At 53.4% G+C, this 25,367-nt stretch carries 21 protein-coding genes; 4 read left to right on the top strand and 17 right to left on the bottom strand.

All coding sequences use genetic code 11. The features are described from left to right. Positions 1 to 309: 309 nt before the first annotated feature. Positions 310 to 930: a TetR/AcrR family transcriptional regulator gene (locus tag Q8L79_RS17575; protein ID WP_305273878.1), complete on the top strand. Its 621-nt coding sequence runs from the start codon at positions 310 to 312 to the stop codon at positions 928 to 930. Positions 931 to 943: 13 nt separating this feature from the next. Beyond that, a complete protein-coding gene (locus tag Q8L79_RS17570) occupies positions 944 to 2,062 on the top strand; it encodes a methyltransferase (protein WP_305273876.1) in 1,119 nt (372 codons plus the stop codon). A gap of 382 nt (positions 2,063 to 2,444) precedes the next feature. Here the strand turns inward: Q8L79_RS17570 and Q8L79_RS17565 are convergent, their stop codons facing one another. Beyond that, entirely contained in the window at positions 2,445 to 3,527 is a 1,083-nt protein-coding gene (locus Q8L79_RS17565) for a DUF3047 domain-containing protein (RefSeq protein ID WP_305273875.1), read from the bottom strand. A gap of 87 nt (positions 3,528 to 3,614) precedes the next feature. Between Q8L79_RS17565 and Q8L79_RS17560 the strand changes: the two genes are divergently transcribed. After that, positions 3,615 to 4,379, top strand: a complete 765-nt coding sequence (locus tag Q8L79_RS17560) for a helix-turn-helix domain-containing protein (protein WP_305273874.1) — start codon at positions 3,615 to 3,617, stop codon at positions 4,377 to 4,379. 80 nt (positions 4,380 to 4,459) lie between these two features. Then, complete coding sequence (locus Q8L79_RS17555; RefSeq protein ID WP_305273873.1) at positions 4,460 to 5,848, top strand: OFA family MFS transporter; 1,389 nt, start codon at positions 4,460 to 4,462, stop codon at positions 5,846 to 5,848. A 6-nt stretch (positions 5,849 to 5,854) separates the two neighbouring features. Here the strand turns inward: Q8L79_RS17555 and Q8L79_RS17550 are convergent, their stop codons facing one another. From Q8L79_RS17550 to Q8L79_RS17475, 16 genes are all read right to left on the bottom strand, one after another. After that, positions 5,855 to 6,304, bottom strand: a complete 450-nt coding sequence (locus Q8L79_RS17550) for a chemotaxis protein CheB (RefSeq protein ID WP_305273871.1) — start codon at positions 6,302 to 6,304, stop codon at positions 5,855 to 5,857. Positions 6,305 to 6,437: 133 nt separating this feature from the next. Continuing rightward, positions 6,438 to 7,745, bottom strand: a complete 1,308-nt coding sequence (locus tag Q8L79_RS17545; protein WP_305273868.1) for a cobyrinate a,c-diamide synthase — start codon at positions 7,743 to 7,745, stop codon at positions 6,438 to 6,440. Between the two features lie 310 nt (positions 7,746 to 8,055). After that, entirely contained in the window at positions 8,056 to 9,162 is a 1,107-nt protein-coding gene (locus Q8L79_RS17540; protein ID WP_305273866.1) for a GTP-binding protein, read from the bottom strand. Next, positions 9,159 to 10,778, bottom strand: a complete 1,620-nt coding sequence (gene cobJ, locus Q8L79_RS17535; protein WP_305273864.1) for a precorrin-3B C(17)-methyltransferase — start codon at positions 10,776 to 10,778, stop codon at positions 9,159 to 9,161. The genes Q8L79_RS17540 and cobJ overlap by 4 nt, the downstream gene beginning before the upstream one ends. Positions 10,779 to 10,973: 195 nt before the next feature. Continuing rightward, positions 10,974 to 11,720, bottom strand: coding sequence for a cobalamin biosynthesis protein (locus tag Q8L79_RS17530; RefSeq protein ID WP_305273862.1), 747 nt, complete (start codon positions 11,718 to 11,720; stop codon positions 10,974 to 10,976). A 131-nt stretch (positions 11,721 to 11,851) separates the two neighbouring features. Next, positions 11,852 to 12,631 carry a precorrin-4 C(11)-methyltransferase gene (cobM, locus tag Q8L79_RS17525; RefSeq protein ID WP_305273861.1) on the bottom strand — a complete coding sequence of 260 codons (780 nt, stop codon included), beginning with the start codon at positions 12,629 to 12,631 and terminating at the stop codon, positions 11,852 to 11,854. Continuing rightward, positions 12,628 to 13,425, bottom strand: coding sequence for a precorrin-2 C(20)-methyltransferase (gene cobI / locus Q8L79_RS17520; RefSeq protein WP_305273860.1), 798 nt, complete (start codon positions 13,423 to 13,425; stop codon positions 12,628 to 12,630). The genes cobM and cobI overlap by 4 nt, the downstream gene beginning before the upstream one ends. Positions 13,426 to 13,600: 175 nt before the next feature. Further along, positions 13,601 to 14,734 (bottom strand): cobalt-precorrin-5B (C(1))-methyltransferase CbiD, encoded by a 1,134-nt coding sequence (cbiD, locus tag Q8L79_RS17515; protein ID WP_305273858.1) that lies wholly within the window; start codon positions 14,732 to 14,734, stop codon positions 13,601 to 13,603. Positions 14,735 to 14,864: 130 nt separating this feature from the next. Beyond that, entirely contained in the window at positions 14,865 to 16,442 is a 1,578-nt protein-coding gene (locus tag Q8L79_RS17510; RefSeq protein ID WP_305273856.1) for a precorrin-8X methylmutase, read from the bottom strand. Then, positions 16,432 to 17,151, bottom strand: a complete 720-nt coding sequence (locus tag Q8L79_RS17505) for a cobalt-precorrin-7 (C(5))-methyltransferase (protein ID WP_305273854.1) — start codon at positions 17,149 to 17,151, stop codon at positions 16,432 to 16,434. The genes Q8L79_RS17510 and Q8L79_RS17505 overlap by 11 nt, the downstream gene beginning before the upstream one ends. Next, complete coding sequence (locus Q8L79_RS17500; RefSeq protein WP_305273852.1) at positions 17,148 to 17,684, bottom strand: hypothetical protein; 537 nt, start codon at positions 17,682 to 17,684, stop codon at positions 17,148 to 17,150. Before Q8L79_RS17500 ends, Q8L79_RS17505 begins: the two co-directional genes overlap by 4 nt. A gap of 299 nt (positions 17,685 to 17,983) precedes the next feature. Continuing rightward, positions 17,984 to 19,879: a putative cobaltochelatase gene (locus Q8L79_RS17495; RefSeq protein WP_305273850.1), complete on the bottom strand. Its 1,896-nt coding sequence runs from the start codon at positions 19,877 to 19,879 to the stop codon at positions 17,984 to 17,986. A gap of 208 nt (positions 19,880 to 20,087) precedes the next feature. Next, entirely contained in the window at positions 20,088 to 24,149 is a 4,062-nt protein-coding gene (locus tag Q8L79_RS17490; RefSeq protein ID WP_305273848.1) for a cobaltochelatase subunit CobN, read from the bottom strand. Beyond that, complete coding sequence (locus tag Q8L79_RS17485; protein ID WP_305273846.1) at positions 24,142 to 24,444, bottom strand: ferredoxin; 303 nt, start codon at positions 24,442 to 24,444, stop codon at positions 24,142 to 24,144. Before Q8L79_RS17485 ends, Q8L79_RS17490 begins: the two co-directional genes overlap by 8 nt. Continuing rightward, positions 24,441 to 25,118, bottom strand: a complete 678-nt coding sequence (locus tag Q8L79_RS17480; protein ID WP_305273844.1) for a CbtA family protein — start codon at positions 25,116 to 25,118, stop codon at positions 24,441 to 24,443. Before Q8L79_RS17480 ends, Q8L79_RS17485 begins: the two co-directional genes overlap by 4 nt. After that, positions 25,118 to 25,315, bottom strand: coding sequence for a CbtB domain-containing protein (locus Q8L79_RS17475; RefSeq protein ID WP_305273842.1), 198 nt, complete (start codon positions 25,313 to 25,315; stop codon positions 25,118 to 25,120). The genes Q8L79_RS17480 and Q8L79_RS17475 overlap by 1 nt, the downstream gene beginning before the upstream one ends. Between the last annotated feature and the right edge of the window lie 52 nt (positions 25,316 to 25,367).

The following is a 25,367-nucleotide window of genomic DNA, read 5'->3' as shown; positions in this document are numbered from 1 at the left end:
TTTTACACGCCATCCATGGCATGCTGAAAGCTAAAACAGAATTTGACGGGACTCGTTTTTACACGTTTCCTGTTGAAGCAAAATCATAAAATTTTATGATGTCTTGCAAAATTGGGCTTGTGGTTTAAGAGAGTATCTACGCTACTGCTGGTACCCAACCGACGCGATGCATCTATCCGGTTCAGAATTAACATCCCTAAGCAGCAAATTTCCCAACCAATCAAACCGCCAAAGTTGATTAACGAAACTTCTGGTGACGTCGAGTTGCAACTGCTAATCTAAATTCACTATCTGATATTGGAGAATGTGATGTATAGCACCCTCAAGTTTACCGCTGATCCCGTACGCGAACGCCTGCTTAAAGCGGCTCTCGACAGCTTTTTGTCCGACGACTATCACAAGGTTACGACTCGGCTGATCGCAGAAAAGGCTGATGCCAATATCTCGATGATCCGTTACTACTTTGGCAATAAAGAGGGCTTATACGAGGAGATGATCCGCGACACGTTGAACCCGCTACTTAGCGTGTTAGACGGAAAAATGTTGGACTCTGTTGATGGGTTTAAAGACTTCTTCAGTCTGTATTACGAAACCATGTCCAAGCGACCTGAATTTCCGAAGCTAATCTTGAAAGTTCTGGCACTTAATCAAGGACCGGGTCGGCGCTTTATTCAACAGCTATTGGAGCGAGGGCGCACGCGCGGGGCCAAGAAAGTGGAGGATATGAAGTCTGCCGGGCAAATCGCTCCGGCATTAGACACTGATATTGTCAGGATGGCCTTTGTCAGCCTGGCAATGATGCCGATCCTGTTGAAGGATATATTTGAAGAACAGATGGGGCGAACCATGGATGCTGTTTTTCTGGAAAAATTGGCCGCGTTCAATGGCTACCTGTTTTCCACAGGCTTGACGCCGACAAGGGCGGAATAGTAGGAAAATTGCGATGTCATTACAAAAAAATTCAGGTTCGGTTCGCCGCTTTGCAAAGCTGATGAAATTTGCCGCTTGGTTACAGAATATTCCCAACAAGGTCACGCCGCCACCTTTTCGGCTCATCCAGATTGGATCAGCGTTTTGGCAATCGCGTGCGCTTCATGTTGCCGTACGTCTGGACATTGCGTCCGTTCTGAGTGATGAACATCTCGCAGTTGACGTCATTGCGGAACGAGTCTCGGCGCAACCGGACGCGGTCTACCGTCTGCTGCGCATGCTGGCGGCCATGGGTATATTTGAAGAAGTGTCGCCGCGAGTCTTCAAGAACAATGCGCTTTCCACGTACTTGCGAGAAGACAGCCCGAAGAATGTCAGAGCAATGCTCTTGATGCACAACTCGGTAGAGATGAGCAGGCCTTGGTATGAACAACTGGAACAAGGGTTGTGCAGTGGGGAAGTGCCATTCCAGATTTCTCATGGCCGGGAGCTTTATGCCTACATGGACGAGCATGCCGAATTCGATTCGCTGTTTGCTCGTGCGATGGACAGTGTGGAGGCACTGACGGGCGATAGTTTTGCCACTGATTTCGATTGGGGACAATTTGATCGAATCATCGATGTGGGTGGCTCGAGCGGAAGTAAATCATTAGCCATACTAAAGCGGTATCCGCATCTTACGGCTTTGGTGTTCGACCGGAATCAGGTTATTCAAACAGCGGCAAGCTATTGGGTCGGCAAAGCATCGCCAACTCTTTTGTCCCGATTAACCTTCCAAGAGGGGGACTTGCTCGAATCGGTTCCCGCTGCCAAAAACGACAAGGACATCTACTTGTTGAGCGCCGTTCTGCATGGCATGGATGACGAGAACTGCATCAAAGTGCTGCGTAATCTCGTCGCCGCAAGTACGGGTACCGGTGCCCGCATTGCAGTAATGGAGTTGGTTGTTCCGGAATTGAAGGCCGATTTTTCCAGTGCGGCCTTTGATATGCAGATGTTCATGGCTACCCGAGGCAGGGAAAGAATACTTCATGAGTGGCAAAGTCTTTTCGATCAATCCGGATTGGCGCTTGAGGAACTGGTAGGCCTCCAATCGTTGGGCAAGATACTCGTATTGAGGCCGAAGGGTTAAGACTTCGGCGGTAGCGGTAGCTCCTGATTCAAATATATCGAAAATATCGGCAAAATAGCCATTGGTCGCTGGTTTCGTTTTTCGATTCCAATAAATCGCTGTACGAACTCGCCTCAGCGCTATAGGTATTTACACAAGTACCGGCCCTTCTCCTTTGAGGCATAAGTATCTATGGATGCCTACATGAATGTAGGTAAGCAGAGCAACGTAGGGCAGAAAAATGCTCCTGCATTTTCTGCATTCATTACATCCATGTAACTTAGCAGTTGCCGAGAAGGTTGGAATGAATAGAGTATAAGTAGTTGTTTTTATTATCCTAATCTCCCTCTCCAGCAGGAGAGGGAATAAAGATGTCTGACTTTGAAGTGCGGTGAGTGTGAAATCATTGCACAGGCACCACGCGGCCATCGCTCAGAAAGCTGATGTCCGCATATTGACACACGCCTTCTTCATGCTGAAACAGACTGACCGCAATCAACCAGACTTTAACGATGTTGCCCGGCATTGCTCCTCCTATCGCATTGATATAGTCCTGATAAACGTCACGATCTTCATTAAACCACTCGCCCAAACCTTGCTGGCCTGAACGGATCACGACATGGGTTTCGCGGTGAGTCCAGGTCGGTATCGGGCAACGATAGGATGTTTCGGGCGGCAGTTCGGCGCTCCAGTAATAAGTAATGTCCTGGCCGTTATCGAACTCGACCGCGATGCTTAAATAGTCGTGGGTGGGCAGGGTGTCTTCCCGCACAGATGAGGGTAAGGCATCCATTTTCCACGACCAGCGCAAGCGGGTATCCGGTTTAAAGGGCAGGGCAATCGGTTTTATCAACAGGCCGACGTCATTGTGGGTATGGCAGCAGATTGCCGATTCTTTGGACGGAACCGCACAGGACTGATAAATTTCCGCAGGCCCGGTAAACCACAAATAATCCCAGCCTTCCGGCGTAATAACCGGTGAAACCAGCCGGTCGATTTCCATTGCGATCAGGTTATCCGCGTCGCCATTCCCGGCAAGGCTTTTTAGGCCATCCAACGTATCGATCTGCCAGCGAATAAGCAGCACGGCCAGGTTGCCGGTGACCATGTCGTACACTTCGTCAGGAGTTGCCAGTTCGCCGGTTTTGCTGGACCATTCCCCCGGAAAATAGCTGGCCAGATAAAGCCGTCCCGATTGTTCTACGGTAAAGCTATGGCTGTCACGGGTGCTTCGGAATATCTCTCCGTCCCGACCGATACGAAACCACAGCTGGAAATTGGGTTCCAGAGTGATCGGCAGGTCTTTAAACCGGGTTTGTCCGGCGGCAAACGACGACAAGTTATCGCCGACTTCAACATCAAAGCCGGTATCCAGCCAGGGCTTTTGCTCGGATGGAAGCTCAAAAAAACGATGTTCGTAAATAATGCCCTTTGCAACATTGCCCAGTAATTCTATAAAGCGCGACTTGAATTCAATAATATTCATGATGTTCCCCTTGTTGGTAAAGTTCATAAAAAGCAGCTGGACCGATTATAATCAGGTCATCCCCATTAAATCTTGTATAAACTGGCTATGCTGAAACTTTATCCTGCTTATATGCGCTTGTTTATCTGGCGAGGCCGGTCGCTTTATTTCGGCCCGTCGGTGCATTTGGATGCCCACGCCTATGCGACAGTGGCATTGCATGTGGGTATTTACCGGCCTTTCAGGATGAAAATCGCTAACGGCGCATGGCAAAGCTGCCGCTGTGCGATTGTCCCCGCCGGTATCCGGCATGAGCTTGATTTTGAAGGCGGTATACACGGCAAGTTGTTTATTGAACGGGATAGTTCCGATTTTTTATATTTCAAGCGCCGGTTTGCTTGTCAGGAACAGTTTTTGTCATTATTTCAGGATGATGAGCTGATCGGGCAATTGCGCTGGATCTATGAGTTGGACCCTGATAAAGCCGTGATCGAAAACTGCCTGGACGATTTGTTGTGCTGTGACGGAGACTTGAATCTAGTGCTGGACCCGCGCGTACAGACCGCTATCGATTTGATCTGCGATGAGCCGGACTACAATTTTTCGCAACAATATCTGGCCGATAGGGCCGATCTTTCGCCGTCCCGATTTTTGCATTTGTTTAAACAGCATACCGATGTCCCTTACCGGCGCTTCAGGACATGGAAACGGCTGTTTTTAGCGTTGGACAGTTTAAGCGCCACTGATAATCTGACCATTGCCGCGCTGGATGCCGGGTTTTCAGATGCGACCCATTTCAGTCACAGCTTTCGCGAGAACTTCGGTATAAATCCGGCTTATGTATTTCGGGGGATTAATCGGTTTGAGGTTTGAGGTTTGAGCATTCAATTGATCGCGATTATTTTGCGATAATATCTATTTAATTATAATAAAAACAACAGGAACAAAGTGTTATGTCGACATGGTTAGACTCGTCCTTTTTATCGAAAGACAGAATTATCGCCAAACCCGGTTTTAACCGATGGCTGGTGGCTCCGGCTGCGCTGGCGGTGCATCTTTGCATCGGTCAGGTTTACGCATTCAGCGTTTTTAATCTGCCGTTGACCAAGGTGCTTGGCGTGACCCAGTCGTTGCCGGAAGACTGGAAGCTGACCACCTTGGGGTGGATATTCAGTCTGGCTATCGTGTTTTTAGGGCTGTCGGCTGCATTTGCCGGAAAATGGCTGGAAAAAGTCGGGCCGCGCGTTACCATGTTTTGTTCGGCACTTTGCTTCAGCTGCGGCTTTTTTATTGCGGCGCTTGGCGTTGAACTGCATGCAATCTGGCTATTGTATTTGGGCTACGGCGTTTTGGGCGGTATCGGCTTGGGCTTAGGCTATGTGTCGCCGGTTTCGACGCTGATTAAATGGTTTCCCGACCGGCGCGGTATGGCGACCGGCCTTGCGATCATGGGTTTTGGCGGCGGCGCAATGATAGGCGCGCCGTTAGGCGTGTTTTTAATGAAGCATTTTTCGTCGCCAACCGATGTCGGCGTTACCGAGACTTTCGTGGTCATGGGCTGTATTTACCTGGTCTTTATGATGATCGGTGCGTTCAGTATCCGTTTGCCGGAAGAGGGCTGGTTGCCTGTTAATTTTCAGCCGGACACGCGCAAAAATAAGTTGATTACGGACAAGCATGTGCATGTGGAACAGGTGCTTAAAACGCCGCAGTTTTACCTGTTGTGGCTGGTGTTATGCCTGAATGTGACGGCCGGAATCGGTGTGTTGGGTCAGGCTTCGGCAATGAGTCAGGAGATGTTTAAGGATCAAATCACGCCCGAGAAAGCCGCCGCGTTTGTGGGTATGTTGAGTTTTTTTAATATGGGCGGACGCTTTTTCTGGTCCACGCTGTCCGATTATCTGGGTAGAAAAAGCACTTACTTCACCTTTTTCATGTTGGGTTGCGTGCTGTATTCGATTGTGCCTTATACCGGACACATGAATAACGTCATGCTGTTCATGGGCTGTTACGCCATTATTATGAGTATGTACGGCGGCGGTTTCTCAACCATACCGGCCTATCTGGCCGATATTTTCGGCACAAAATACGTCGGCGCCATTCATGGCCGGTTATTGACTGCCTGGGCCACGGCAGGGGTTGCGGGACCGGTGCTGGTTAATTATCTCAGGGAAAGCCAGATCGCCCAAGGCGTACCCAAAGCCGATGCCTACAACATGACCATGCAGATTATGGCCGGACTACTGCTGGTGGGATTTTTTTGTAACCTGGGCATCAAGGCCGTCGATGAAAAACATCATATCCAGCATGATGAAGTGAATGATGAATATGATGCAGCGTAATATTGCTCAAGTTCGAGGCTTTTTAAAAAGCGCCCGGGTAGGTGCTTGCATAATCAGTTGCGGAATGGCTGACAAAGGCAAAATGCCATCGACGGCGCCCAGCTTGACGGCTTCCTTGGGCATGCCATAAACCACGCAGCCGGCTTCATCTTGCGCTATGGTCAGGGCTCCTGCCTCGTGCATTTCTTTCATGCCGTGAGCGCCGTCATCGCCCATGCCGGTCAGGATAATTAGCCCCCGCAGATTGGGCGCTGGAGCGGAACAATAGCCGTCCATGCGCGGCATTTCAATGTCCAATACGATAACGTCCGGCCATTCGGTTCCATTTTTTTCATCGCAAAAATGGGATCGGGCGCGGCGCCGATTACTTTCACGGTAGCGCACTTTAAAATGAATGATGATGTGGACCGTTCTTTTTCTATAGAACCGCTTACGAAAACAAGTAAAAGCACTCATGCCTCAGTGGGGCATTTAGTTAAACTTGATCCGGAGTCAGCAGACAGTGGTGGTTGGGAAGAGTTTTAATATTGGAAAAATTTGCAGGTTGGATTAGGTATGTCTTTTTACACCCTAATCCAAGCGGTTCCATTTAAGGCAAAAACAATTGCGCGGCGGCAGTGGGATTTGAAGCGAAATAACAGTGCAGATAGCTGGCCGTTAACCGGTTTAGCTGATAAATAGCTTCCCCTTCTGAAGTGTCATGCACGCGCACTCCAAAGGCAACAGGGATAAGCGGCGTTTCTATCAGGGAATGGTGGAATGTATGACTGCGTAATACGCCGCCGGGCATCGGTGCGGATTGATAGCCCAAACCTTTCAGCCGGTTTTGCATGACAGCGCGACCCGGCAACAGGCCAACCATTTCACCGTTCAAACCGGCTTTATCGACGATCGTTTCCAGCAAATACAACAGTCCCCCGCATTCGGCGTAAATGGGTTTGCCCAAGCGAAAATGCGTTTGCAATGCCGATTTCATAGCCTGATTATCCTGTAGCATTTGCAAATGCAGTTCGGGATAACCGCCCGGCAGATAAAGGCTGTCAACATCAGGCAGTTCAGCATCCGCGAGCGGTGAAAAGAACGTTAGCGTCGCGCCCATTTCTTGTAAAAAATCCAGATTGGCTGCGTAGATAAATGAAAATGCAGTGTCGCTGGCAATACCGATACGGATGCCCGACAAAAGCTGAAGCGGCGTTTCCTGTTCGGGCGCTGTAAATTCCACAGCCTCGGGCAAGCTTGCCAGCCCGGTTGCGGCAATTGCTGTTGCTGCGGCTAACATACGCGATTCGAGATCAAGCACTTCTTCAGCCTGGACCAGACCCAGATGCCGTTCCGGCAATACAAACCGGCTATCGCGGGATATTCCGCCGAAGTAGCATAGATCAGGCGGCATGCCTTGCCTGACCATTTCGTTATGCCGGGGGCTGGCGACGTTATTGGCTAAAACACCGGCGAAGGTCAGCCCAGGCCGATAGTTGGCAAGTCCGAATGCAATGGCTCCCACCGTTTGTGCGGCCCCCGTTGCGTCAATCACGGCCAGCACCGGCACCGAGAATAGTTCGGCGAGATCTGCGCTGCAAGGTTCACCATCAAACAAGCCCATCACGCCTTCAATCAAAATCAAATCCGCTTCCAGCGCGGCTTCGTATAACAATCGCCGACATTCGGCTTCTCCCATCATCCAAATATCGAGCTGGTACACCGGCAGGCCGCAGGCGCGTTCGAGTATCATCGGATCGAGAAAGTCGGGGCCGGATTTGAACACTCGGACTTTACGGCCTTGCTCGACATGATAACGGGCCAGCGCGGCGGTGATGGTGGTCTTGCCGTGATTGGAGCCGGGCGCTGTGATGAATAGAGCAGGGCAGGATTGTGGGCGTGAACTGAAAGATGTCATGGCTTAGAGGGTAATAATTTAATGAGGTATTTTCGTGCTTTTGCGGATTCTTTGGCTTGGGGCAGGTGGTTTCAGAATACTCCAGCCTTTTGTATCGCTTCCAATAATCATAATTTTGTTTTTTGCATGACGCTATTCATCAAATACGCTCGTCAAAAAAGTCCAGACAGGTTAGCGGGTCTTTTCCCTTCTGGATGTTTCCTGTCAAGATGCATAATATCCAAGCTTTTTAATATCTTAGAATATTCATTGGCAAGAGAATTGTTATCCATTTAAGTTTTCCTTGTATACCGGTTGCCGACTTTAAGTTTTATTTCCAATTGGTTGCAGTCATACGAAATAACAGTGCCGCCACCGTGTTACGGTTCAGGTGATAACCGATAAAAACCAGTTCCGATTCCTTTGCGGATTGTTTGATTGCATCGGTGGTTATCGCCACGCGGGTGCGCACGCCCTGCACTAGAACGGATTGATCCGGGGCAGTCTTGATAAAGCCTTTGCTGCGCAACAACGGTTCTGTTTTGGCTATCTCGATTAACGCCTGTTTGATTGTTTCCGCCTGCTGCGGCTCCGGGCTTCGTAACACAAACGATAGCCAGCCCGGGTCCTGTTCATGAAAATGTTTGTGGGTTGCCAGTCCGTGACAGTGGCCCGCCAAACCGGAATGGACGTGACCGTTCAGTCTTGCATGGCTGTCCAAGGTCGGCGTATCGGAGCCGGGCAATGGCGTAAACCGGTGATTGTGCGCGGTAAAGGTGGGTTGGTGCAGGCGCAGACCCAGGGCAAGCCGGATGTCAAGCTGGGCATTGTAAGCGAGTTCGAGGAAACGCACATTCGGTGCACGGTCACGGACGCGCTGTTCCGCGAGCAGCAAGGCGTCCTCATCCAGCGTATCGATTTTGTTCAATACCACGACATCGGCATATTCGAGTTGCTGCTCAAACAGGGTTGCGACTGAATCGGCAACGGCGGCCTGCGGACTGTCAATACTCAAGCTCCGGTCAAACTGGTCGGACAGCAGCAAAGGCGTATCCACTACGGCCAGCGTGGCATCGAGGACAAAATCCCCGGCCAGTTCAGGTGATTGCAATAACGCCATGACCGCTGTAGGCAACGCCAGCCCTGAGGTTTCTATCAATACATGATCGACATTGGCCCGGCGCTCGGCGATAGCCTGCAGGGTCGGGATAAAGTGTTCGTCATCGCCGTAGGCAATCAGGCCGTAAGGAAAATCATGAATCCGCACATGTTCATCATCGCCAACGCTACTATTAATCAGCGCCCCGTCGATGGAAACTTCACCGAACTCATTGATCAATAAGGCAAGACGGCGGCTTTGCCGACTTTTGATCAAGCTGCCCAACAAGGTGGTTTTACCGGAACCGAGAAAACCGGTAACGATGGTGACTGGAATCATGCCTTGATATTCCACGCCTGTAATTGCTGCAATACCGCATCGAAACTTGAGGTGATAAACGGATATTCAAGTGTCGGACGCTTGATCACCAGAAGTGGGATGTTCAGCGCCTGTGTTGCCGCGACTTTGGCGTTATAGCCGCCTGCATCGCCGGAATCCTTGGTGATCACGCAGTCGATTTTTAAATCCCGCCACAAGGCTGTGTTGAAAGCTTCGGAGAACGGTCCTTGCATCGCGCAAATACGGCTGCGCGGCACACCCAGATCGATAGCCCTTTGGATGAATTCAGGCTCGGGCGTTATCCGTACAAACCATTCGCGTTCGTTAGCTCCGGGCATCTGGTCGCATCGGTTCCCTGGCGGTCGAAGAAAAGCCGCCAAATCTTTGGAGCCGGTAGTCAGGAAAATACGCCGGCCAAGTGCAATGGCCTGCTTGGCCGCTTGTTCTGCGGACTCGCATTCAATACCGCTATCTTTTTCAAAAGAGCTGGGCCGTTCAAAACGCAGATAAGGAATATTCAAGCTTTTCGACAAACTCATCAATTGTTCCGAAATCAGGTTGGCATAAGGATGCGTTGCATCGACAATGGCTCGCGCCTGATTTTGAGTCAGCGCCTGTCTTTGTGCCTCAACGCCTTGATGACCGGCCCAAACCGATACGCCGGACGACTGCGAGGATGCAGGAGGTAGAGCAACGCATGGAGCAGTTGCCGAGAAATGCCGGGCGGCAACTTCGCCGCCGTATTCCGTCGCGGCCGATACCACGACCGGATAGCCTTGCTGCGCCAGTTCGTTAGCCAGCACATTGCCGTCGCTGGTGCCGGAAAAAACCCATAGAGCGTGTTTGGGCAAGTCATTTTTAATCGGCTGTTCGGCGGGTGCATCCCAGTTATTGTAACCGCGCGGCGTAAAAATAAAGCCGCGCTTGCGCTGGGTAAAACGGTTGCCGATCACGATGGTGGTCAGCATGTCGAACTGCAAGGACAGCAAGTCTTCCAGATGATGAATGCTGACTTTCTGGCCGGGCCGATAGGCGTTATGTATGACGCCGCACAATGTTTTCGGCGATTTGGATTCCAGCATGATGTTGAGGATGCGATAGACGCCTTCCTGACGACCGGCGCTTTGCACGTTGTACAACACACAGGCGAGGTCGGCCTGGGCGATATGCCGCCCGCGCTGCTCAATCCAGTCCCAGGGGCATAAAAGGTCGGACAGGCTCAGCGTGGCAAAATCGTGCGACAACGGCGAGCCCAATAACGAGGCGCAAGCATTGGCGGAAGTAATGCCGGGTATCACATTGACTTCATAATCATCATCTTCACGCATCTCATCGAAAGCCAGAGCCGCCATCGCATAAATGCCGATGTCGCCGCTGGAAATCAGCGCGACTTTAGCACCGCTACGGGCTTTTTCGATTGCCAACAAGGCTCGCTCGCGTTCCTGAGTCAGCGGCGGCGTGTGGATTTCCTTATTCTCTATCCACGGCGCTATCCAGCGCAAATACAGATCATAAGCCACGATCACATCGCTATCCCGCAATGCCGCTTCGGCGCGCGGGACGATCAAATCGCTAAATCCCGGCCCGACCGAAACCAAATTCAATACACCTTTCATTCTTTTATCCACTGATTATTGCTCTGTCTATTTAAAAGCTATCACCACGAAGGCACGAAGGACACGAAGTTTTATTTTTTCGCGTATTCGTGGTGAATTTTTCATGTTGTTGCGCTGGTTCCCAAGGTAGAGACGCGATTTATCGCGTCTGGATTATCTAGCGCCTCTGAGACGCGATAAATCGCGTCTCTACCATCACATCAAAGTATCTTCAACGATGGCCACGGCTACGCCATCTAAAGCTATTTTCGGTACAATCAATTTACCACGCGAACCGGCGATTAACGCACAAGGCTCGCATACGCCCGGCAATCCTACATTTTGCTGAACCCAATCCGAGGCTTTGGTTACCCAGGGCCGAGCCGCTACTGTTGCACTTGCCAATATGCGCAGCGGCAAATCGTGCAGTTCGCAAAATTCCACTAAGCCCGGCTCATTTGCCTTCAAGTCTATCGTGGCTATTTCGCGCACTTCGTTTAACTGTCGCCCGTCCAACGCCTGCTTTACAGCGGTAGCGATTTGTTCCGCAGTGACGCCTTTGCGGCAACCGATGCCGACAATCAAAGGCTTCAAGGCTTCGGTTGCCGTAGTGATGACCGGTACCGCGCCGATGGCATTGGCAACGCGATAAGCCAAACGGTTGGCGCCGCCTTCATGACCGGCCAGCAGCGACACTGCGAATCGTCCCGCCTCGTCCAGCACTACGATAGCCGGATCGCTATGTTTATCCTGCGCTAAACCCTCGAGAAAGCGCACGGCGATGCCGCTGGCTGCTATCATGATCCACTGAGTGTGCTGCCGGTAGGCGGCGGCAAACTGTTGTTTCTGGGTTGTGGCGGTATCGAGCCATGGCCGATAAAGTACGCCGCCAAGTTGTTCTTGCAGAGCTAAAGCCAAGGCTTCGCTTTCCGGCCGCACCAGCCAGATTCCGCAATCAGTCATGCTGCGGTCTTTATCATACATAGCAATTTAAGCGGAAAATTCATATATTCAATAAAAGATTAATTCACCACGAAGACACGAAGAACACGAAGGTTCGACTTTTTTTTTCGTGTCTTCGTGGTGAAATGTTTTTAAGTTGATGCCGATTTTTTCTTTTTCACGACGCGGAAGATATGCGTGAAATCCTTGGAATACAGACTGGATTCGGTTTGCTCGCCACGCCCTAAAGCTTTGCCTACCAATAACATCGTGGTTAGATTCCACTCGCTTTTTTTGGTTTCTTTAAGGATGACGCCCAAGGTGCCTTGGTAAGAGCGCTCTTCCGGCCAGGTTGCTTTATATACCAGCGCCACCGGCGTGTCGTCCGGGTAATGCAATCGCAGGTCGGCGACTATTTTTTTCAGATGCGGCCCGGACAGGAAGATGCACATCGTCGCTTGGTGTTCGGCCAGTCGCGCAATCGATTCCAGTTCCGGCACTGCGGAGGCACGGCCGGAAACACGGGTCAGGATGACAGTTTGCGATACTTCCGGCTTGGTCAGCTCGGCCTTAATGGATGCCGCGGCCGAGGTGAACGAGGACACGCCCGGCACAATATCGTATTCGATACCCAGCGCATCAAGCCTGCGCATTTGCTCGGCGGTTGCGCCGTAAATCGCAGGGTCGCCGGAATGCAAACGTGCCACGTCGCAATCGGTTTCCTGAGCACGGCGGTAACAGGCTTCCTGTTGTTCAAGGTCGAGCTTGGCGGTGTCGATTAGCTCGGCTTCAGCACGGCAATGCTGCAACATGTCGGTAGGCACCAGCGAACCTGCGTACAGCACCATGCTGACCCGGCCGAGAATATTCGCGCCGCGCAATGTGATCAAATCGGAAGCGCCGGGGCCTGCGCCGATAAAATATACCTTCATGACAAATTTTCCTGGAGTAAATTTGCATTAACCCGGAGGGCGTCAGGCAGGATAGCCTGACGTGAGTGTCTTCTCTCTCTGGGTGTTTTGCGTATGAGTAAAGTGGCGAGATAGCCCATCGCCTCTGTAGCGCATAAATCGCTGACATCATCAGCCAGCATTTCTTCAGCCAAGCCGATGCGACGGGCAAAAGCGCAGTGTTCGGCGATGCCCATGTCACACAGCAGTGCCAGCACCCAGGGCAAGCGCGCGCCGATCTTCATCAATACCACGATGTCATGGCTTTCGATGTCCTGCCGCAGTGCTGCTGTATCTTCCGGGCAGGGCAGAATCAGGGTGCGCTCCTTGCCGACACCCAGCGGCCAGCCCATAGCAGACGCCGCAGCCGCATAGCTGGTGATGCCGGGGAAAGTACGCTGCGGCAAACCCGGCAAATACTCGCGCAAGGCTGCCAATATATAGCCGTAAGTGGAGTAGGTGAGGCTGTCGCCTATGGTCAGATATGCCACATTCAGGCCTGAGCGCAAGTCGACGGCGATGGTTTCTGCCAATTGGGCGTAATGCTCGCTCAGCACGGAACGATCAGGATCCATGTTGAATTCGATTTCCCTTATCCGTTCAGGAGCGATGTGTATGCCCGTTAAACATTGCAAGGCCACCGACGTTTCCGAGGTGCGCGCACGAGGCGCATAGATAATGTCGGCCTGCTGCAATGCCTCAACCGCCGCCAGAGGAATGTAACCCGCAGGCCCCGGCCCTACGCCTATGCCCCAGAATGTACCTAACAAACTCATACTGCTCCTCTCAAGTGCTATCTCGTTCCCACGCGCTGCGTGGGAATGCAGTTAAGGCGCGTTGCGCCGCGAGTCAGGCGTAATCTTGGAAAACGTAGACAATGCAGCACGGGACGCAGCGCGTCCAGCATGGCATTCCCACGCAGCGCGTGGGAACGAGAATATGCAGTTCTCCTCATACTTTTCCTAAGCTCACGCCTTGTAAATTAAATAGCCGTACTTCAACCTTTTTAACGGCAGGGACTCTGGCCTGAACCAGTGTGGCGATGCGCTGTTCTATATCTATCCACAACGCCTGTGCGCCGGTTTCGTTCTTTAATCTTTCCATTGCGGCTTCCACTGTGTTTGCCTGTTCCAGTTCTTGTACCAGACGGCTGTCAAATCCTCGTTCTGCCGCCACCCGGGCGACGACGCTCATAGCCATATCGCTCTTGCTGGAGTGTGTATCCCATACGCCATCCAGCACTTTAGCAAGTTTGCCCGGATGCCCCAACAGCCACAATACATCCAGATGGCGTTGTTGTTCAGCCAATGCCTGCTGTAAAAAATCTAACGCGTCGCCAAGAAAATTGGCGATCTGCACCGAGCGCTGTTCGGGCACCCCCAGCGCCTCTTTGGCATAAGTGCGACCGATTTTCCCCGGCAGCAAAGCGATGCTGTTTATATCGTCGCTCCCCAAAGCGACGCGCACATAAACCTCAATCGAGGCAATCCAGGAAGCCAGCGATAAGGGTTCGACTATACCCGAAGTGCCGAGTATCGATATGCCCCCGATTATGCCGAGTCTCGGGTTGAAGGTCTTTTTGGCAATCGCTTCGCCATTGATACAGCCTATGATCAGGTCGAAGCCTTGGTCTTTATTATCGAACACTTCGACGACCGCCTGCCGCATCATCTTGCGCGGCGTTGGGTTAATTGCAGGCTCACCTACCGCTACGCGTAAGCCGGGTTGAGTCGCAGTGCCGACGCCGCTACCGGCGAAAAAGCGTATTTCCCCTTTATCGTTTCTTCGCACTTCGGCAAAGATGGTGGCTCCGTGCGTGTTATCCGGGTCGTCGCCACCGTCCTTGAGCACTTCGGCTCGTGCTGTGTGCTCGTCCAGCCAACGGCAGTCCTGAATCGGTACGGTCAGGTAATGCGTATCGTCAGCCAATGTTATTTGTACCTGTGTGAGACGCTCGCCGTGCAGCAGCAGATAGAGCGCGGTTTTAACCGCCGCCGTGGCGCAGCTGCCGGTAGTGCGTCCGCGCCGTAAGCCGTTCGGGGCGAGGACATTGAGGTCGAATTCTCTAAGTTCAGTCTGACTCATGCAACGCGAGTAACCTGTCCTGTCATTTAAAAACTTAAAAAACTATCACCACGAAGACACGAAGAAATATAACTTCGTGTCTTCGTGGTGAATAAAAAGCTTTAACAGCCTGTTTACTAGCATTTCGCGCTTAATCGATTTTATTAGTAGCTAATGAGCAGAGTTGATTCACCGCGTCGATCATCAAGCCGTTGACGACAGTCGCCGCCCACGGCGAACCGCCGCGCGTACCGCTGTTGGTGATGCGCGGTACTTGCAGGCAGCGTTTTAATTCCGCTTTCGACTCGCAAGTGCCGACAAAGCCGACCGGCAGGCCGATCACCAGTTGCGGCCGCCAGCCGTGTTCGCGAATCAAACGCACCACTTCCATAATGGCAGTCGGCGCATCGCCTATCGACAGCACGATATCGTTACCGAATTTTTCAAAAGCGCGCCGTATTCCGGCGGCGGAACGGGTGATGCCCTGTGTTTGCGCCATCAGCGCGGTTTCGCGGTCATGCACCCCGCACCAGGTTTCGATGCCGAGCTGTTCGAGCAGCGCGCGTTTTAGGCCGGTCTGCACCATAGTCACGTCGGTTACTACACGTTTGCAACGCAACAAGGCACGGATGCCGGTTTCGACCGCGCCCGGCGAAAAGTAAATGTCATCGACCGCATTAAAATCGCCGCTGGTATGCACCAGCCGTTGCAGCACGGTCAGATGCGCCTCGGGGAAGACCGACCAGTCGCGCCCGGCGGCGATGATGCGGAAACTTTCGGCTTCTATCGGATGCGGCACGTAAGGGGCAAATTCTGTTACAGCTTCATTTACAGCGGCTTTTTCAAATAATCCTCGCACCTGAAGGTGATGGGGGCGTTGCGGTTCGCCGACCTGTTGTTCAAAGCCGACGATTTGCACCCGGTATTTGCATAGCGAGCAGTTCATTTCCGCACGACCTTCGATGGCTTCTTGCGCCCTGACGATCAGTACATCGGCGACATTAGGATGCACACCGAGGTAACCTGACTTAAGCACTTCCAGCTCAGGCTCACGTTCCTGCAACACATCGGCGGCCTCATAAATACGCTTGACCAATATACCGTCGAACAGGAAAAACGGCACAACGATCAGCCGTGCATAACCCAGTTTAGCGGCAGCGCGCAGGCCGTCTGCGACCAGCGGTTTGGCTGTGCCCGAATAACACACGTAAGATGCGCCAAAGCCCATGCCTTCTTCGATCATCCGCGCGAACTTGGCGACTTCGCCATTGGCGTCGGGATCGGTGGTGCCGCGACCGACCACCACCAGACAGGTATCGACGCGGCGTACCGTATTGGATGATGTCGCTTCGGCTTCGACGATGCGCTGCTGAACCACTTGCAGCAGCAGCGGGTGCAAACCCAGCGGCGCACCGAAATGAAAATCGACGTCGGGATGTTCGCGAGCCGAGGTCAGCAGTTCGCTGGGCAGGTCATTTTTGGCATGAGTTGCCGCCAGTAAGATGCCGGGCACCATGACGATTTGCTTGGTATCGGCGTTCAATTGGGTTGCGATCGCCTGATCGATAGTCGGACTGGCAAACTCCAGGTAGCCGTGACTGACCACATGCTGCGGCGCGCGCTCCCTGACCAGTTCAACCAGCTGCTCGAATTCCCGGATGCCGTCGGCATCGCGGCTGCCGTGACCTGCGATAACGATGCCGAATTGTTGGTTTGTTTCAGCCTGCATTCGGTAACGGCTCCATTGCGGGTTCAATCTGGCTGGACATTGGGCTGCGGGTACGGATTAGCATGATGCTCATGTCGCTGAATTCCTGTGTCGCACAGTCGGCGAGCGTACCGTGCCACTCCGCTTCGGACCTTGTCAAATTCTCCCAGACCTCGGTCGGGTGGTCGGGCGATATGCCTTGCTCCAACAGGTAAGCTGCGATATGGCGAGGCATGAAGGAACGCGCGGCGTCCCATGGGCAGGGAATCACAATCGCATTGCGCTGGTCTTGCAGCACATGCACCAGATGTTGCTTAAACGGGGTGAGGTCGCCGCGACGGTGGAAAGTAACAAATGTCGTTTCGTCGAAACAGACCTTGGCGCGGGACGCAAGTATCTGCGCCGAAGAAATGCCCGGCACGGTTTCGACCGGATGGCCGCAAGCGCGCTCGACCCGTTCCAGGTACTGAAAGCCGCTGAAATGGATGTCGCCCATGAACACCACGACGCAGTTTTTGCCTGCGTGGTGTTCAGCCGCGACTTTCGCCAACTGCTCGGTCTGGTCGCGATAATTCATCAGCACGGTTTGCGCGGTAGCGGGAATCAGGCTTTGGACGACGTTAATAACGGCATCGAATCCGGCTACCACGTCGGCATTGCGGATCAACGCCGCGCCGCGCTGGGTCAGGTAAGCCACGTCGCCGGGGCCTGCGCCTATGCAGATAATCATATAATCTCCTCAATAATTTCTGGATTTAGTAGACCGTGTCCAGCTTCAGCGCTCTGTTGGATGCAATTTGATTGGAGCAATGAATCAATACAATTTTCAAGAATGAACTCATCAAACTCATTTAATAGAGCAACACCGGTATTTTTCCTGCGTTTAACCGTCTGGTCGGTGTACATGTAAAGGTGAAAGCGACCATTTGATAGTTGTTGCGCTGATACCTCCAATTGAGAGCGATTAAATAACCAAACACGGTTCTCTGACACATCTACGAAGGCAAATAACTTAGCAGGTGAATTTTCGGGAACCCACCAGTCCAGTGCGGCTTTACCTTTGCCTCCGCCAGGTTTAGGTTTGAGGTTAGCTTTCACTTGTATGGTAACGGGCTCGCAGCTGGGTGCGTATGCTATAAGATCAATTCCGCTGTCAGTAGTGAGATGAGCAGATTCAATGCCGAAAGATAGCAAGCGGTACTGGACAAGTAACTCTCCGAGTTTTCCAATTTGCTGCGTAGTCAATTTCTGTGTTTGAATCATAATCATCTAATTTGATATATACGACATGGCATGTTTTCTAAAAACCTAATTGGTTGTATGTACTTCATGAATTTGTTAGACAACTGCGTATTTCTCGTTCCCACGCGCTGCGCCGCGAGTTACCTGTAACGCCAAAAAACGAGGCAGATCATACACGGGACGTAGCGCGTCCAGCAATGCATTCCCACGTAGCGCGTGGGAACGAGGTAATTAAATTTTGCTCCGCATAAGTAGGGCGTGCCATGCGCGCCTTGGCTTCACCCATAAGGCGCGCATGGCACGCCCTACGACGGAAGTTTTTAACCATTTTTAATACATCCACGCACCGTAAGCGCCAGGTTTTCCGCCGATAATTCTTCCAGCGTCAGGCACTCGGCAGCTAAAGCTTGCGCCAGTTGGCGGGCTCTGCCCAAGCGTAAATAGCCGGTTTCGGTATCGAGCACTAGGGCGGGTACGCCGCGCTCGGCGAGCAATCCGGCAAACCTCAGTGATTCCTGCCAGGGATCGTTGCCATCGGCCAGCGCAACATTGGCCTTGCCGTCGCTAAGCAACACCAGCAACGGCGGCATATCGGTTTTTTCCAGCGTTTCCAGTGCGACAGACAATGCATGAGGCAAGGGCGTGCGGCCGCCGGTAGGCAGCTCTCGCAGGTTCTGTTCGGCAAGGTCGACGCTGCGGGTGGGCGGCAGCAATAATTGCGCAGACTCGCCGCGAAAGCTGATCACCGCGACTTGATCACGCTGCTGGTAGGCATCGGTCAGCAGCGATAACACCGCGCCTTTGACGGCCTCCATGCGCCGCTGGGCGGCCATGGAGCCGGAAGCATCGACGACAAACAAGATCAGGTTGGCGTTTTTGCCTGAGCGGACTTGTTGATGTAAATCGCTTTTTGTCACCTGAAAATCTTCAGAGCTTCGAAGCGCCGCGCTACGCAATGTCGCACCGACGGCGAGGCTGCTTGGGTTCTGGTCCGGGACAACTCGCACGACACGGCCGCGCGGCGCATCTTGTGCGTTGCTGCGCTTGCCGGAAACGTAGCGATTGGCAAGCGTATCGACTTCTATTTTGCGGACATTACCGGCCGATGCGGCAGCGAATACCTGTTGTTGGTCTTGCGACTCGCCGTTATCCTGATCATTTTCCTGGTCGTCATCAGCGCCCGATTCGCTTTCATCAGGCGGCTGCAATGCCTGTTGCATCAGGTCGTCGAGCTGGTCTTGATCCAGCCCCGGTTGTTCGAACGGCTTGCGCCTGCGTCGGTGCGGCAGCACCAGTTCCGCCGCACCGCGCACATCTTGCGGCATTACTTGCGACCGGCCTTCGAGCGCCGCCAATGCTCGCGCCGCTTTGTGCATGACGATGTCGGCGCGAAGACTGGCTACTTCGAATTCGCAGCATAAATGGCTGATCAGGTCGAGCAGCGCATCATCCAGCAATACTTCCGGCAGCAACTGCTGCGCCGTTGTCAGCCTGTGCCGCAATTCCTGTTGTTCCTGCATCCAGTTGGCGGCGTAAGCCGTGGGATTGGCCTCGAAGGCGATGCGGCGGCGCACGACTTCGGAGCGCAGGGTTTTGTCGCGCGGGGCGGTCACTTCAACCATCAAGCCGAAGCGATCCAGCAATTGCGGACGCAAATCGCCTTCTTCCAGATTCATCGTGCCGATCAGCGTGAAGCGGGCAGGGTGGGTGACCGAGAGGCCTTCGCGTTGCACCGCATTAACGCCCATCGCCGCCGCATCCAGCAGCACATCGACCAGATGGTCCGGGAGCAGGTTGACTTCGTCGATATAGAGTATGCCCCGGTGCGCCGCAGCCAGTAAGCCGGGCTTGAAAACGCGCTGGCCGCCTTTAAGCGCCTGCTCCAAATCCAGGGTACCGATGACGCGGTCTTCGGTCGCACCCAGCGGCAGGGTGATGAAAGGCACGCTGTCCGCTTGTGCCGATGCGTGTTCGGTGTTGCAGGTTTCGCAGTGCTGATAGGGCACGCCGGGAGCGCAATTAAACGCGCACCCATCAACCCGCTCGATCAGCGGCAGAATGTCGGTCAGTGCCCGCGCCGCCGTGCTTTTTGCTGTGCCTTTGTCGCCGCGTATCAGTACGCCGCCGAGCGACGGATCGACGGCACACAGCAGCAACGCAGTCTTGAGCTGGGTTTGTTCGACGATGGCGGAAAATGGGAAAGTGGCTTGATTCATTTTACGCTCGTTCCCAAGTCTGCATTGTTGGCAAAGTAGGCCGGAATAAGCTGATTCGAGCGATAGCGAGAATTGGCGTTTCCGGCAAGCATCTGAATCCGCCGGAAACGCCACCTCGCGCTACGCGCTTGGATGGCCTTATTCCGGCCTACTTCGCTATATGAATATTTTTGTGCTTTTCGTGGAGAAAGAAATATTTCTATAGGCATCATGCCCCGCGCGGTGTCTCGCCGCGCGCCTCCAGCAAGGTTTCGCTATGCAGGTATAAAGCCTGTAATGCGTCCAGCGTCTGTTGCTGGGGCTCGGCCCACATGCCGCGGCTGGCGGCTTCCAGCAGGCGTTCGGCAATGGCGTTTTGCGCCCACGGATTGGCTTCCTCCAAAAAGCGTTGCATTTCCGGGTCCATCGCATAAGTTTCGGCGACTTGCTCGTACATCCAGTCGTCCATCACCTGGGCGGTGGCGTCGTAGCCGAACAAATAATCGACGGTCGCGGTCAGTTCCAGTCCGCCTTTGTAGCCATGACGGCGAATGCTGTCCAGCCATTTGGGATTGACCACGCGGGAGCGGAACACCCGCAAGGTCTCTTCTTTCAAGTCCCGCACTTGCGCCCGTGACGGATCGTGGCTGTCGCCGAAATACTTGCGCGGCTGCTGGCCGGTCAAGGCTCTGATCGTGGCGATCATGCCGCCGTGAAATTGCAGATAATCGTCGCTGTCGAAAATATCGTGTTCGCGGTTATCCTGATTGTGCAATGCCACCTGGACGCCGGACAGCCTAGTGCGGAACGCATCGCGCTGATCATTGCCCTGTTGGCTGCGGCCATAGGCATAGCCGCCCCAGTTAACATAAGCTTCGGCAAAATCGGCATCGGCCTGCCAGTTTTTTTCCTGAATCAGCGGCAAGATGCCCGCGCCGTAACTGCCGGGTTTGGCGCCGAAGATGCGCAAGGCTGCGCGCTGTGAGGCTTCATCTTCGGTCAGGCCTTGGCCTATCCATTCGCCCAGTTCGGCAAGATAATGCTTGCGGACAAAGTTCTGCGACAGCGGTTCGTCCAGCGCAATGACGGCATTAACCGCATCGTCAATCAAATCGATCAGTTGCGGAAAGGCGTCGCGGAAAAAACCGCTGATGCGGGTCGTGACATCGATGCGTGGGCGTTTTAATTCGTCCAGCGGGATGACTTCGACGCCGGTCACGCGGCGGTTTTCGGCTTGCCATACCGGGCGCACACCGAGCAGGGCTAAAATCTGCGCCACGTCATCGCCGTGGGTGCGCATCGCACTGGTGCCCCAAATGCTGATGGCGACGCTTTCGGGATAATCGCCGGTTTCGCGGACGTAGCGCGACAGCACTTCATGAGCAAGTTGCTGGCCGACGCGCCAGGCTGATTGGGAGGGTACGCTACGCGGATCGACCGAGTAAAAATTGCGTCCGGTTGGCAGGATACTCGCCATTCCGCGTGTCGGCGAACCGCTGGGGCCTGCGGGTACATAGCCGCCGGAGAGGCCGCGCAGCAGGTTGTCGATTTCGTCGGTGGCACGGGCGAGGTTGGGCGCTAATTCGCGGCAGGCAAAGTTCAGTATGCGTGTTATACCGTTGCAATCGGCAGTGCTGTTACCAAAGGTTTCACTAATGGCTAAGTCTATGGCTGATTCTGAGCAAGCGTGTGCCTGCAATTCATTGAATAATTGCTTGCATAACGCTTCGATAGTTTCCAAAACATCGGCGTGAGTAGGTAAAGGTCGTCCTGCCAATTTTTCAAGTTCGGGAATTGCTTGATCCAATCGGCGGCCCTGATGCTCCAGCAGCGAGTCCATTCTCAGGCCGAACAACTTAGCAATTTCTATCGGCAGTCCGGGAATGTCCTGATTAGGCAAGCGGGTCAGCGAGACCAGCATGTCTGTTAGTTGTTCGTTTTCGGGTGCTTGTCCGAGTATATGCAAGCCGTCGCGAATTTGCGCCGCGCCCAGTTCGCACAGGTAGCCGTCCAGGTCTTCGATCAAATGCGCGACATCGGCGCCGGCCATTTTGGTTAGGAGTTCGGGTAAGCCGTCTTCGTCGTCATGGTCATGATCATCGTCGTGATTGTGGTGATGATGGTCGGCATGGTGGTGCTCGTCATGCTCATCGACATGGTTATGATCGTGATGTTCATGGTGACAATGGTCGTGTCCGTCATGCTCGTGGTCGTTATGTTGGTGTTCACCATCGTGTTCATGGTCATGACCATGACTATGATTGTGATGCTCATGTTCGTGATGATGCCCATGATGGTCGTCATCGTGATCATGATGCAACAGCCGGGCTTGCAAATCGGTATCCAGATTGGTTTCTTTTACCAAGTCCCAGATTTGCTGCTGTAACAACGGCAGTTTGGCCGGATCAAGCACTTCCACCTGATAATATTCATCGACCAATTGGGTTAGCTGAGCCAATGCGCCGTAAGTGTCGGCGGTGGTCATCGGCGGCGTCAGGTGATCGACGACAACGGCATGAGCGCGGCGCTTGGCCTGTGCGCCTTCGCCGGGGTCATTGATAATGAACGGGTAAAACAACGGCATATCGGCCAACAGCGCATCGGGGAAACAGTTTTCCGACAAGCCCACGCCTTTGCCCGGCAACCATTCGAGCGTGCCGTGCTTGCCGACATGCACTATTGCATCGGCTTTCCATTCGTCGCGCAACCAGCGATACAGCGCGTAGTAATGATGAGTGGGAGGTAAGTCGGGCTGGTGGTAAATAGCGTCAGGGTCCATGCCGTAACCGCGCGGCGGCTGTAATGCCACGAAACTATTGCCAAGCTCGATGCCTGCCAATGCGAGATGGCCGTCATGCACATAAGCCTCGCCCGGTGCCGCTCCCCATTGTGCAGTCATTTTCTGTTGCATCTCAACGGGCAGGTCGTCAAACCACATTGCATATTGAGTCGCAGATACTCGGCCCACGGCATGGCTTAGCTGTTCGGTAGTAAGGTAAGTATTGTCGTAAGCGCAACGGTCGATCAGTTCGTGGATCAGTGCCGTGCCGCTTTCCGGCAGCTTGCCAATGTTATAACCGGCAGTCTGCATGGCTTGAAGTATCCGGATCAGTGACGCTGGTGCATCCAGGCCGACCGCGTTGCCGATTTGCGACGCCTTGCTGTTGGAGTTGGTGAACACAAAAGCGATACGCTTGTCGGCATTGCCCAGGCGTTTAAGCCGCGCAAAGCGCGAGGCGATTTGGGCAATGCGCGCGACCCGATCCTGCACGGGTTCGTATTCGACCAGTTCATTCGACAGGCCGGAGGCTTTTGCTTTAAACGAGAGCGGTACGGTGATGATGCGACCGTCGAATTCCGGCAATACCACATTCATTGCCGCATCCAGCGGGTTGAGGCCGCGCGCCGATTGTTCCCACTGCTGTTGCATCATGCCGCTGGTGATGGCTTGCAGCACGGGGACATTGAGCTGCTCCAGTACAGATACCGACCAGCCTGCGGGTGTGGCCCCGCCGGGGGTGATTTCGCCCATTGCAAATGCGGTGGTGTTGATCAGCACGTCGATATGCGCACCTTGTTCGCCGCTAAAGTATTGTAATGCCGTGGGCAGGGCATCATCGCTGCGACCTGCGCGCAATGACGAAGTGAACACAGGCAGTACGTCCAGGCCGCGTTTTTCTAAGGCGTCAACCAGCGCATCGATAAAGCGCGTGTTGCCGCTCATCCAATGGGCGCGGTAAAACACGATGCCGACGCTGGCCTTTTCCGGCGCTTGCAGGGCAAACCAGTCTTCCATGCCGGCATCTTGGGATAAATCGGGGTGATAAATACCGTGTTCCGGCAAATCGACTGCGGGTTCAAAACCAAAGCCGGTCAGCAAGAAATGATCGGAAAGATAACGTAACAGCTGCGCCATATTGACGCTGCCGCCCGCCTGAAAATAAGCCTGCACCTGATGCAATACATCGGATGATACAGTGGATGCGGCTGCTAATTCCGGGTCAGGCTCTCCGGTGCCGCTGATCGCGATTAAGTGTTGTCCCTGGCTTTTGGCTTGACGCACCAGATCGGCAAAGCCGGGCACGCTGCCGAGACGGCCCAGTACGCGCAGCACGATGATACGCGCCGAAGCAAGCTGATGTTCCAACAGCTCGGCCATTTGCGCATCGTTTTCCAATGCCTGCAAGTTAATGCCGGTTACTTGCGGGAAACCTTCCTGCATTTGCGCCAGTGCGCTTTGCAGCACCATCAGGTCGTTGGGCGCATGGGTCAGCAATGCTATATTAGACATCGCCTGTACCCAAGCGGTGGAAAACATGCTCGCTGACTTCGGTGTTATTTTCGAGATGTTCACTGACGATACGCTCCAGCACCGACTCGTCGGCACAGGAATACCATACGCCTTCAGGATAAACGACCAGGATCGGGCCATTTTTGCAGACCGCAAAACAGTTTGAGCGGGTGCGTTTTACGTTGAGCTGGGGGCGGGCATCGATTTTTTGGCCCAGCTGTTGAAACGCTTCCGTATTATCACCAGAGCAACGCGGGCCTGTACACATCAGTACGTGTTTGTTGTGGGTTCTCATAAGTCCTTTTTGTAAAACTGCCCCATCAAACCGCCAATAGCCAGCCAAAAAACAGCGTTGGCAAAAACAGCGGCGATTATAAAAGATTGCACTAATTCGGCAGGTGCGACACTGCTGTGAACTTCCGGCTGCGGCGCACTGATTAAATGGGGGGCTGCGAGTAATACCACACCAAAAAATTTGTTGGTCCTGGTAAGGGCAAAAGCCAGCAGGGATAAACCGAAACCGGTATCAAGCACCGTTATCAGCCACCAACTCTGCCGGTCCGCCAGTTTGGCAGCTTCGGTGCCGGGAACTTCCGGCGGCAAGCCCAAAGACGGGGCAACGAAAAAGGTCAGGTAGCCTGCCAGTCCCCATAACAGTCCCTTGCGCCAATTGTCGGGGCGATCTCGTAAGCACATGACTGAACCGATCAATAAGGCAAAACCAACGCCCAGGCTGATATTAGCGACTGCAGTAAAAAACGTCCGCTCCCAGCCGTTTTCAGGTTGCCAGTCATGGTGTTCGTGGCTATTCTCCGCGTTGGGAACGACTGCAGCTTCCTCATACACTTCGGCCTTGAGCAGGGTCGGGATGACTTGAATTTGTTGAACGGCGGTTAATAACAAACCCGCCAGTAAGCCCGTCCAGAGAGCCGCAACAACAAGCTCTCTGAAGGTCGTCAGATTAAACATTAATGGCACGGAAAACTGGCGGAATGTCGTCCATCATGGGCAGCGTTATGCAATTGTGCGGTTTCGGCGAAACCGGCGGCATACAGCAGAGATAATCCAAGCATACCGGCCAGCATAGCGGGCAGGATTTTATCTTTTAAGACTTCAGAACGGGCTTGGGTTTGAGCGTTATCGAGCAAAACAGGTGTTGATGACATGTGTTTTCTCCTGGGTAAAGAGACAGCGAAGCCGGTACGTTTCCGGCGGAAA

This window comes from Methylobacter sp., assembly GCF_030680395.1.
Taxonomy (GTDB): domain Bacteria; phylum Pseudomonadota; class Gammaproteobacteria; order Methylococcales; family Methylomonadaceae; genus Methylobacter_A.
This window is presented reverse-complemented; position numbering and strand designations above follow the sequence as displayed.

What these genes read in the sequence shown, in the direction of transcription:
- Q8L79_RS17575 (WP_305273878.1), top strand. Translation starts at nt 310, where the DNA reads ATGTATAGCACCCTCAAGTTTACCGCTGATCCCGTACGCGAACGCCTG.
- cobJ (WP_305273864.1), bottom strand. Translation starts at nt 10,778, where the DNA reads ATGAAAGGTGTATTGAATTTGGTTTCGGTCGGGCCGGGATTTAGCGAT.
- Q8L79_RS17480 (WP_305273844.1), bottom strand. Translation starts at nt 25,118, where the DNA reads ATGTTTAATCTGACGACCTTCAGAGAGCTTGTTGTTGCGGCTCTCTGG.
- cbiD (WP_305273858.1), bottom strand. Translation starts at nt 14,734, where the DNA reads ATGAGTCAGACTGAACTTAGAGAATTCGACCTCAATGTCCTCGCCCCG.
- Q8L79_RS17475 (WP_305273842.1), bottom strand. Translation starts at nt 25,315, where the DNA reads ATGTCATCAACACCTGTTTTGCTCGATAACGCTCAAACCCAAGCCCGT.
- Q8L79_RS17495 (WP_305273850.1), bottom strand. Translation starts at nt 19,879, where the DNA reads ATGAATCAAGCCACTTTCCCATTTTCCGCCATCGTCGAACAAACCCAG.
- Q8L79_RS17485 (WP_305273846.1), bottom strand. Translation starts at nt 24,444, where the DNA reads ATGAGAACCCACAACAAACACGTACTGATGTGTACAGGCCCGCGTTGC.
- Q8L79_RS17530 (WP_305273862.1), bottom strand. Translation starts at nt 11,720, where the DNA reads ATGACTGATTGCGGAATCTGGCTGGTGCGGCCGGAAAGCGAAGCCTTG.
- Q8L79_RS17540 (WP_305273866.1), bottom strand. Translation starts at nt 9,162, where the DNA reads ATGATTCCAGTCACCATCGTTACCGGTTTTCTCGGTTCCGGTAAAACC.
- Q8L79_RS17555 (WP_305273873.1), top strand. Translation starts at nt 4,460, where the DNA reads ATGTCGACATGGTTAGACTCGTCCTTTTTATCGAAAGACAGAATTATC.
- cobI (WP_305273860.1), bottom strand. Translation starts at nt 13,425, where the DNA reads ATGAGTTTGTTAGGTACATTCTGGGGCATAGGCGTAGGGCCGGGGCCT.
- Q8L79_RS17490 (WP_305273848.1), bottom strand. Translation starts at nt 24,149, where the DNA reads ATGTCTAATATAGCATTGCTGACCCATGCGCCCAACGACCTGATGGTG.
- Q8L79_RS17545 (WP_305273868.1), bottom strand. Translation starts at nt 7,745, where the DNA reads ATGACATCTTTCAGTTCACGCCCACAATCCTGCCCTGCTCTATTCATC.
- Q8L79_RS17560 (WP_305273874.1), top strand. Translation starts at nt 3,615, where the DNA reads ATGCTGAAACTTTATCCTGCTTATATGCGCTTGTTTATCTGGCGAGGC.
- Q8L79_RS17510 (WP_305273856.1), bottom strand. Translation starts at nt 16,442, where the DNA reads ATGCAGGCTGAAACAAACCAACAATTCGGCATCGTTATCGCAGGTCAC.
- Q8L79_RS17505 (WP_305273854.1), bottom strand. Translation starts at nt 17,151, where the DNA reads ATGATTATCTGCATAGGCGCAGGCCCCGGCGACGTGGCTTACCTGACC.
- Q8L79_RS17500 (WP_305273852.1), bottom strand. Translation starts at nt 17,684, where the DNA reads ATGATTCAAACACAGAAATTGACTACGCAGCAAATTGGAAAACTCGGA.
- Q8L79_RS17550 (WP_305273871.1), bottom strand. Translation starts at nt 6,304, where the DNA reads ATGAGTGCTTTTACTTGTTTTCGTAAGCGGTTCTATAGAAAAAGAACG.
- cobM (WP_305273861.1), bottom strand. Translation starts at nt 12,631, where the DNA reads ATGAAGGTATATTTTATCGGCGCAGGCCCCGGCGCTTCCGATTTGATC.
- Q8L79_RS17570 (WP_305273876.1), top strand. Translation starts at nt 944, where the DNA reads ATGTCATTACAAAAAAATTCAGGTTCGGTTCGCCGCTTTGCAAAGCTG.
- Q8L79_RS17565 (WP_305273875.1), bottom strand. Translation starts at nt 3,527, where the DNA reads ATGAATATTATTGAATTCAAGTCGCGCTTTATAGAATTACTGGGCAAT.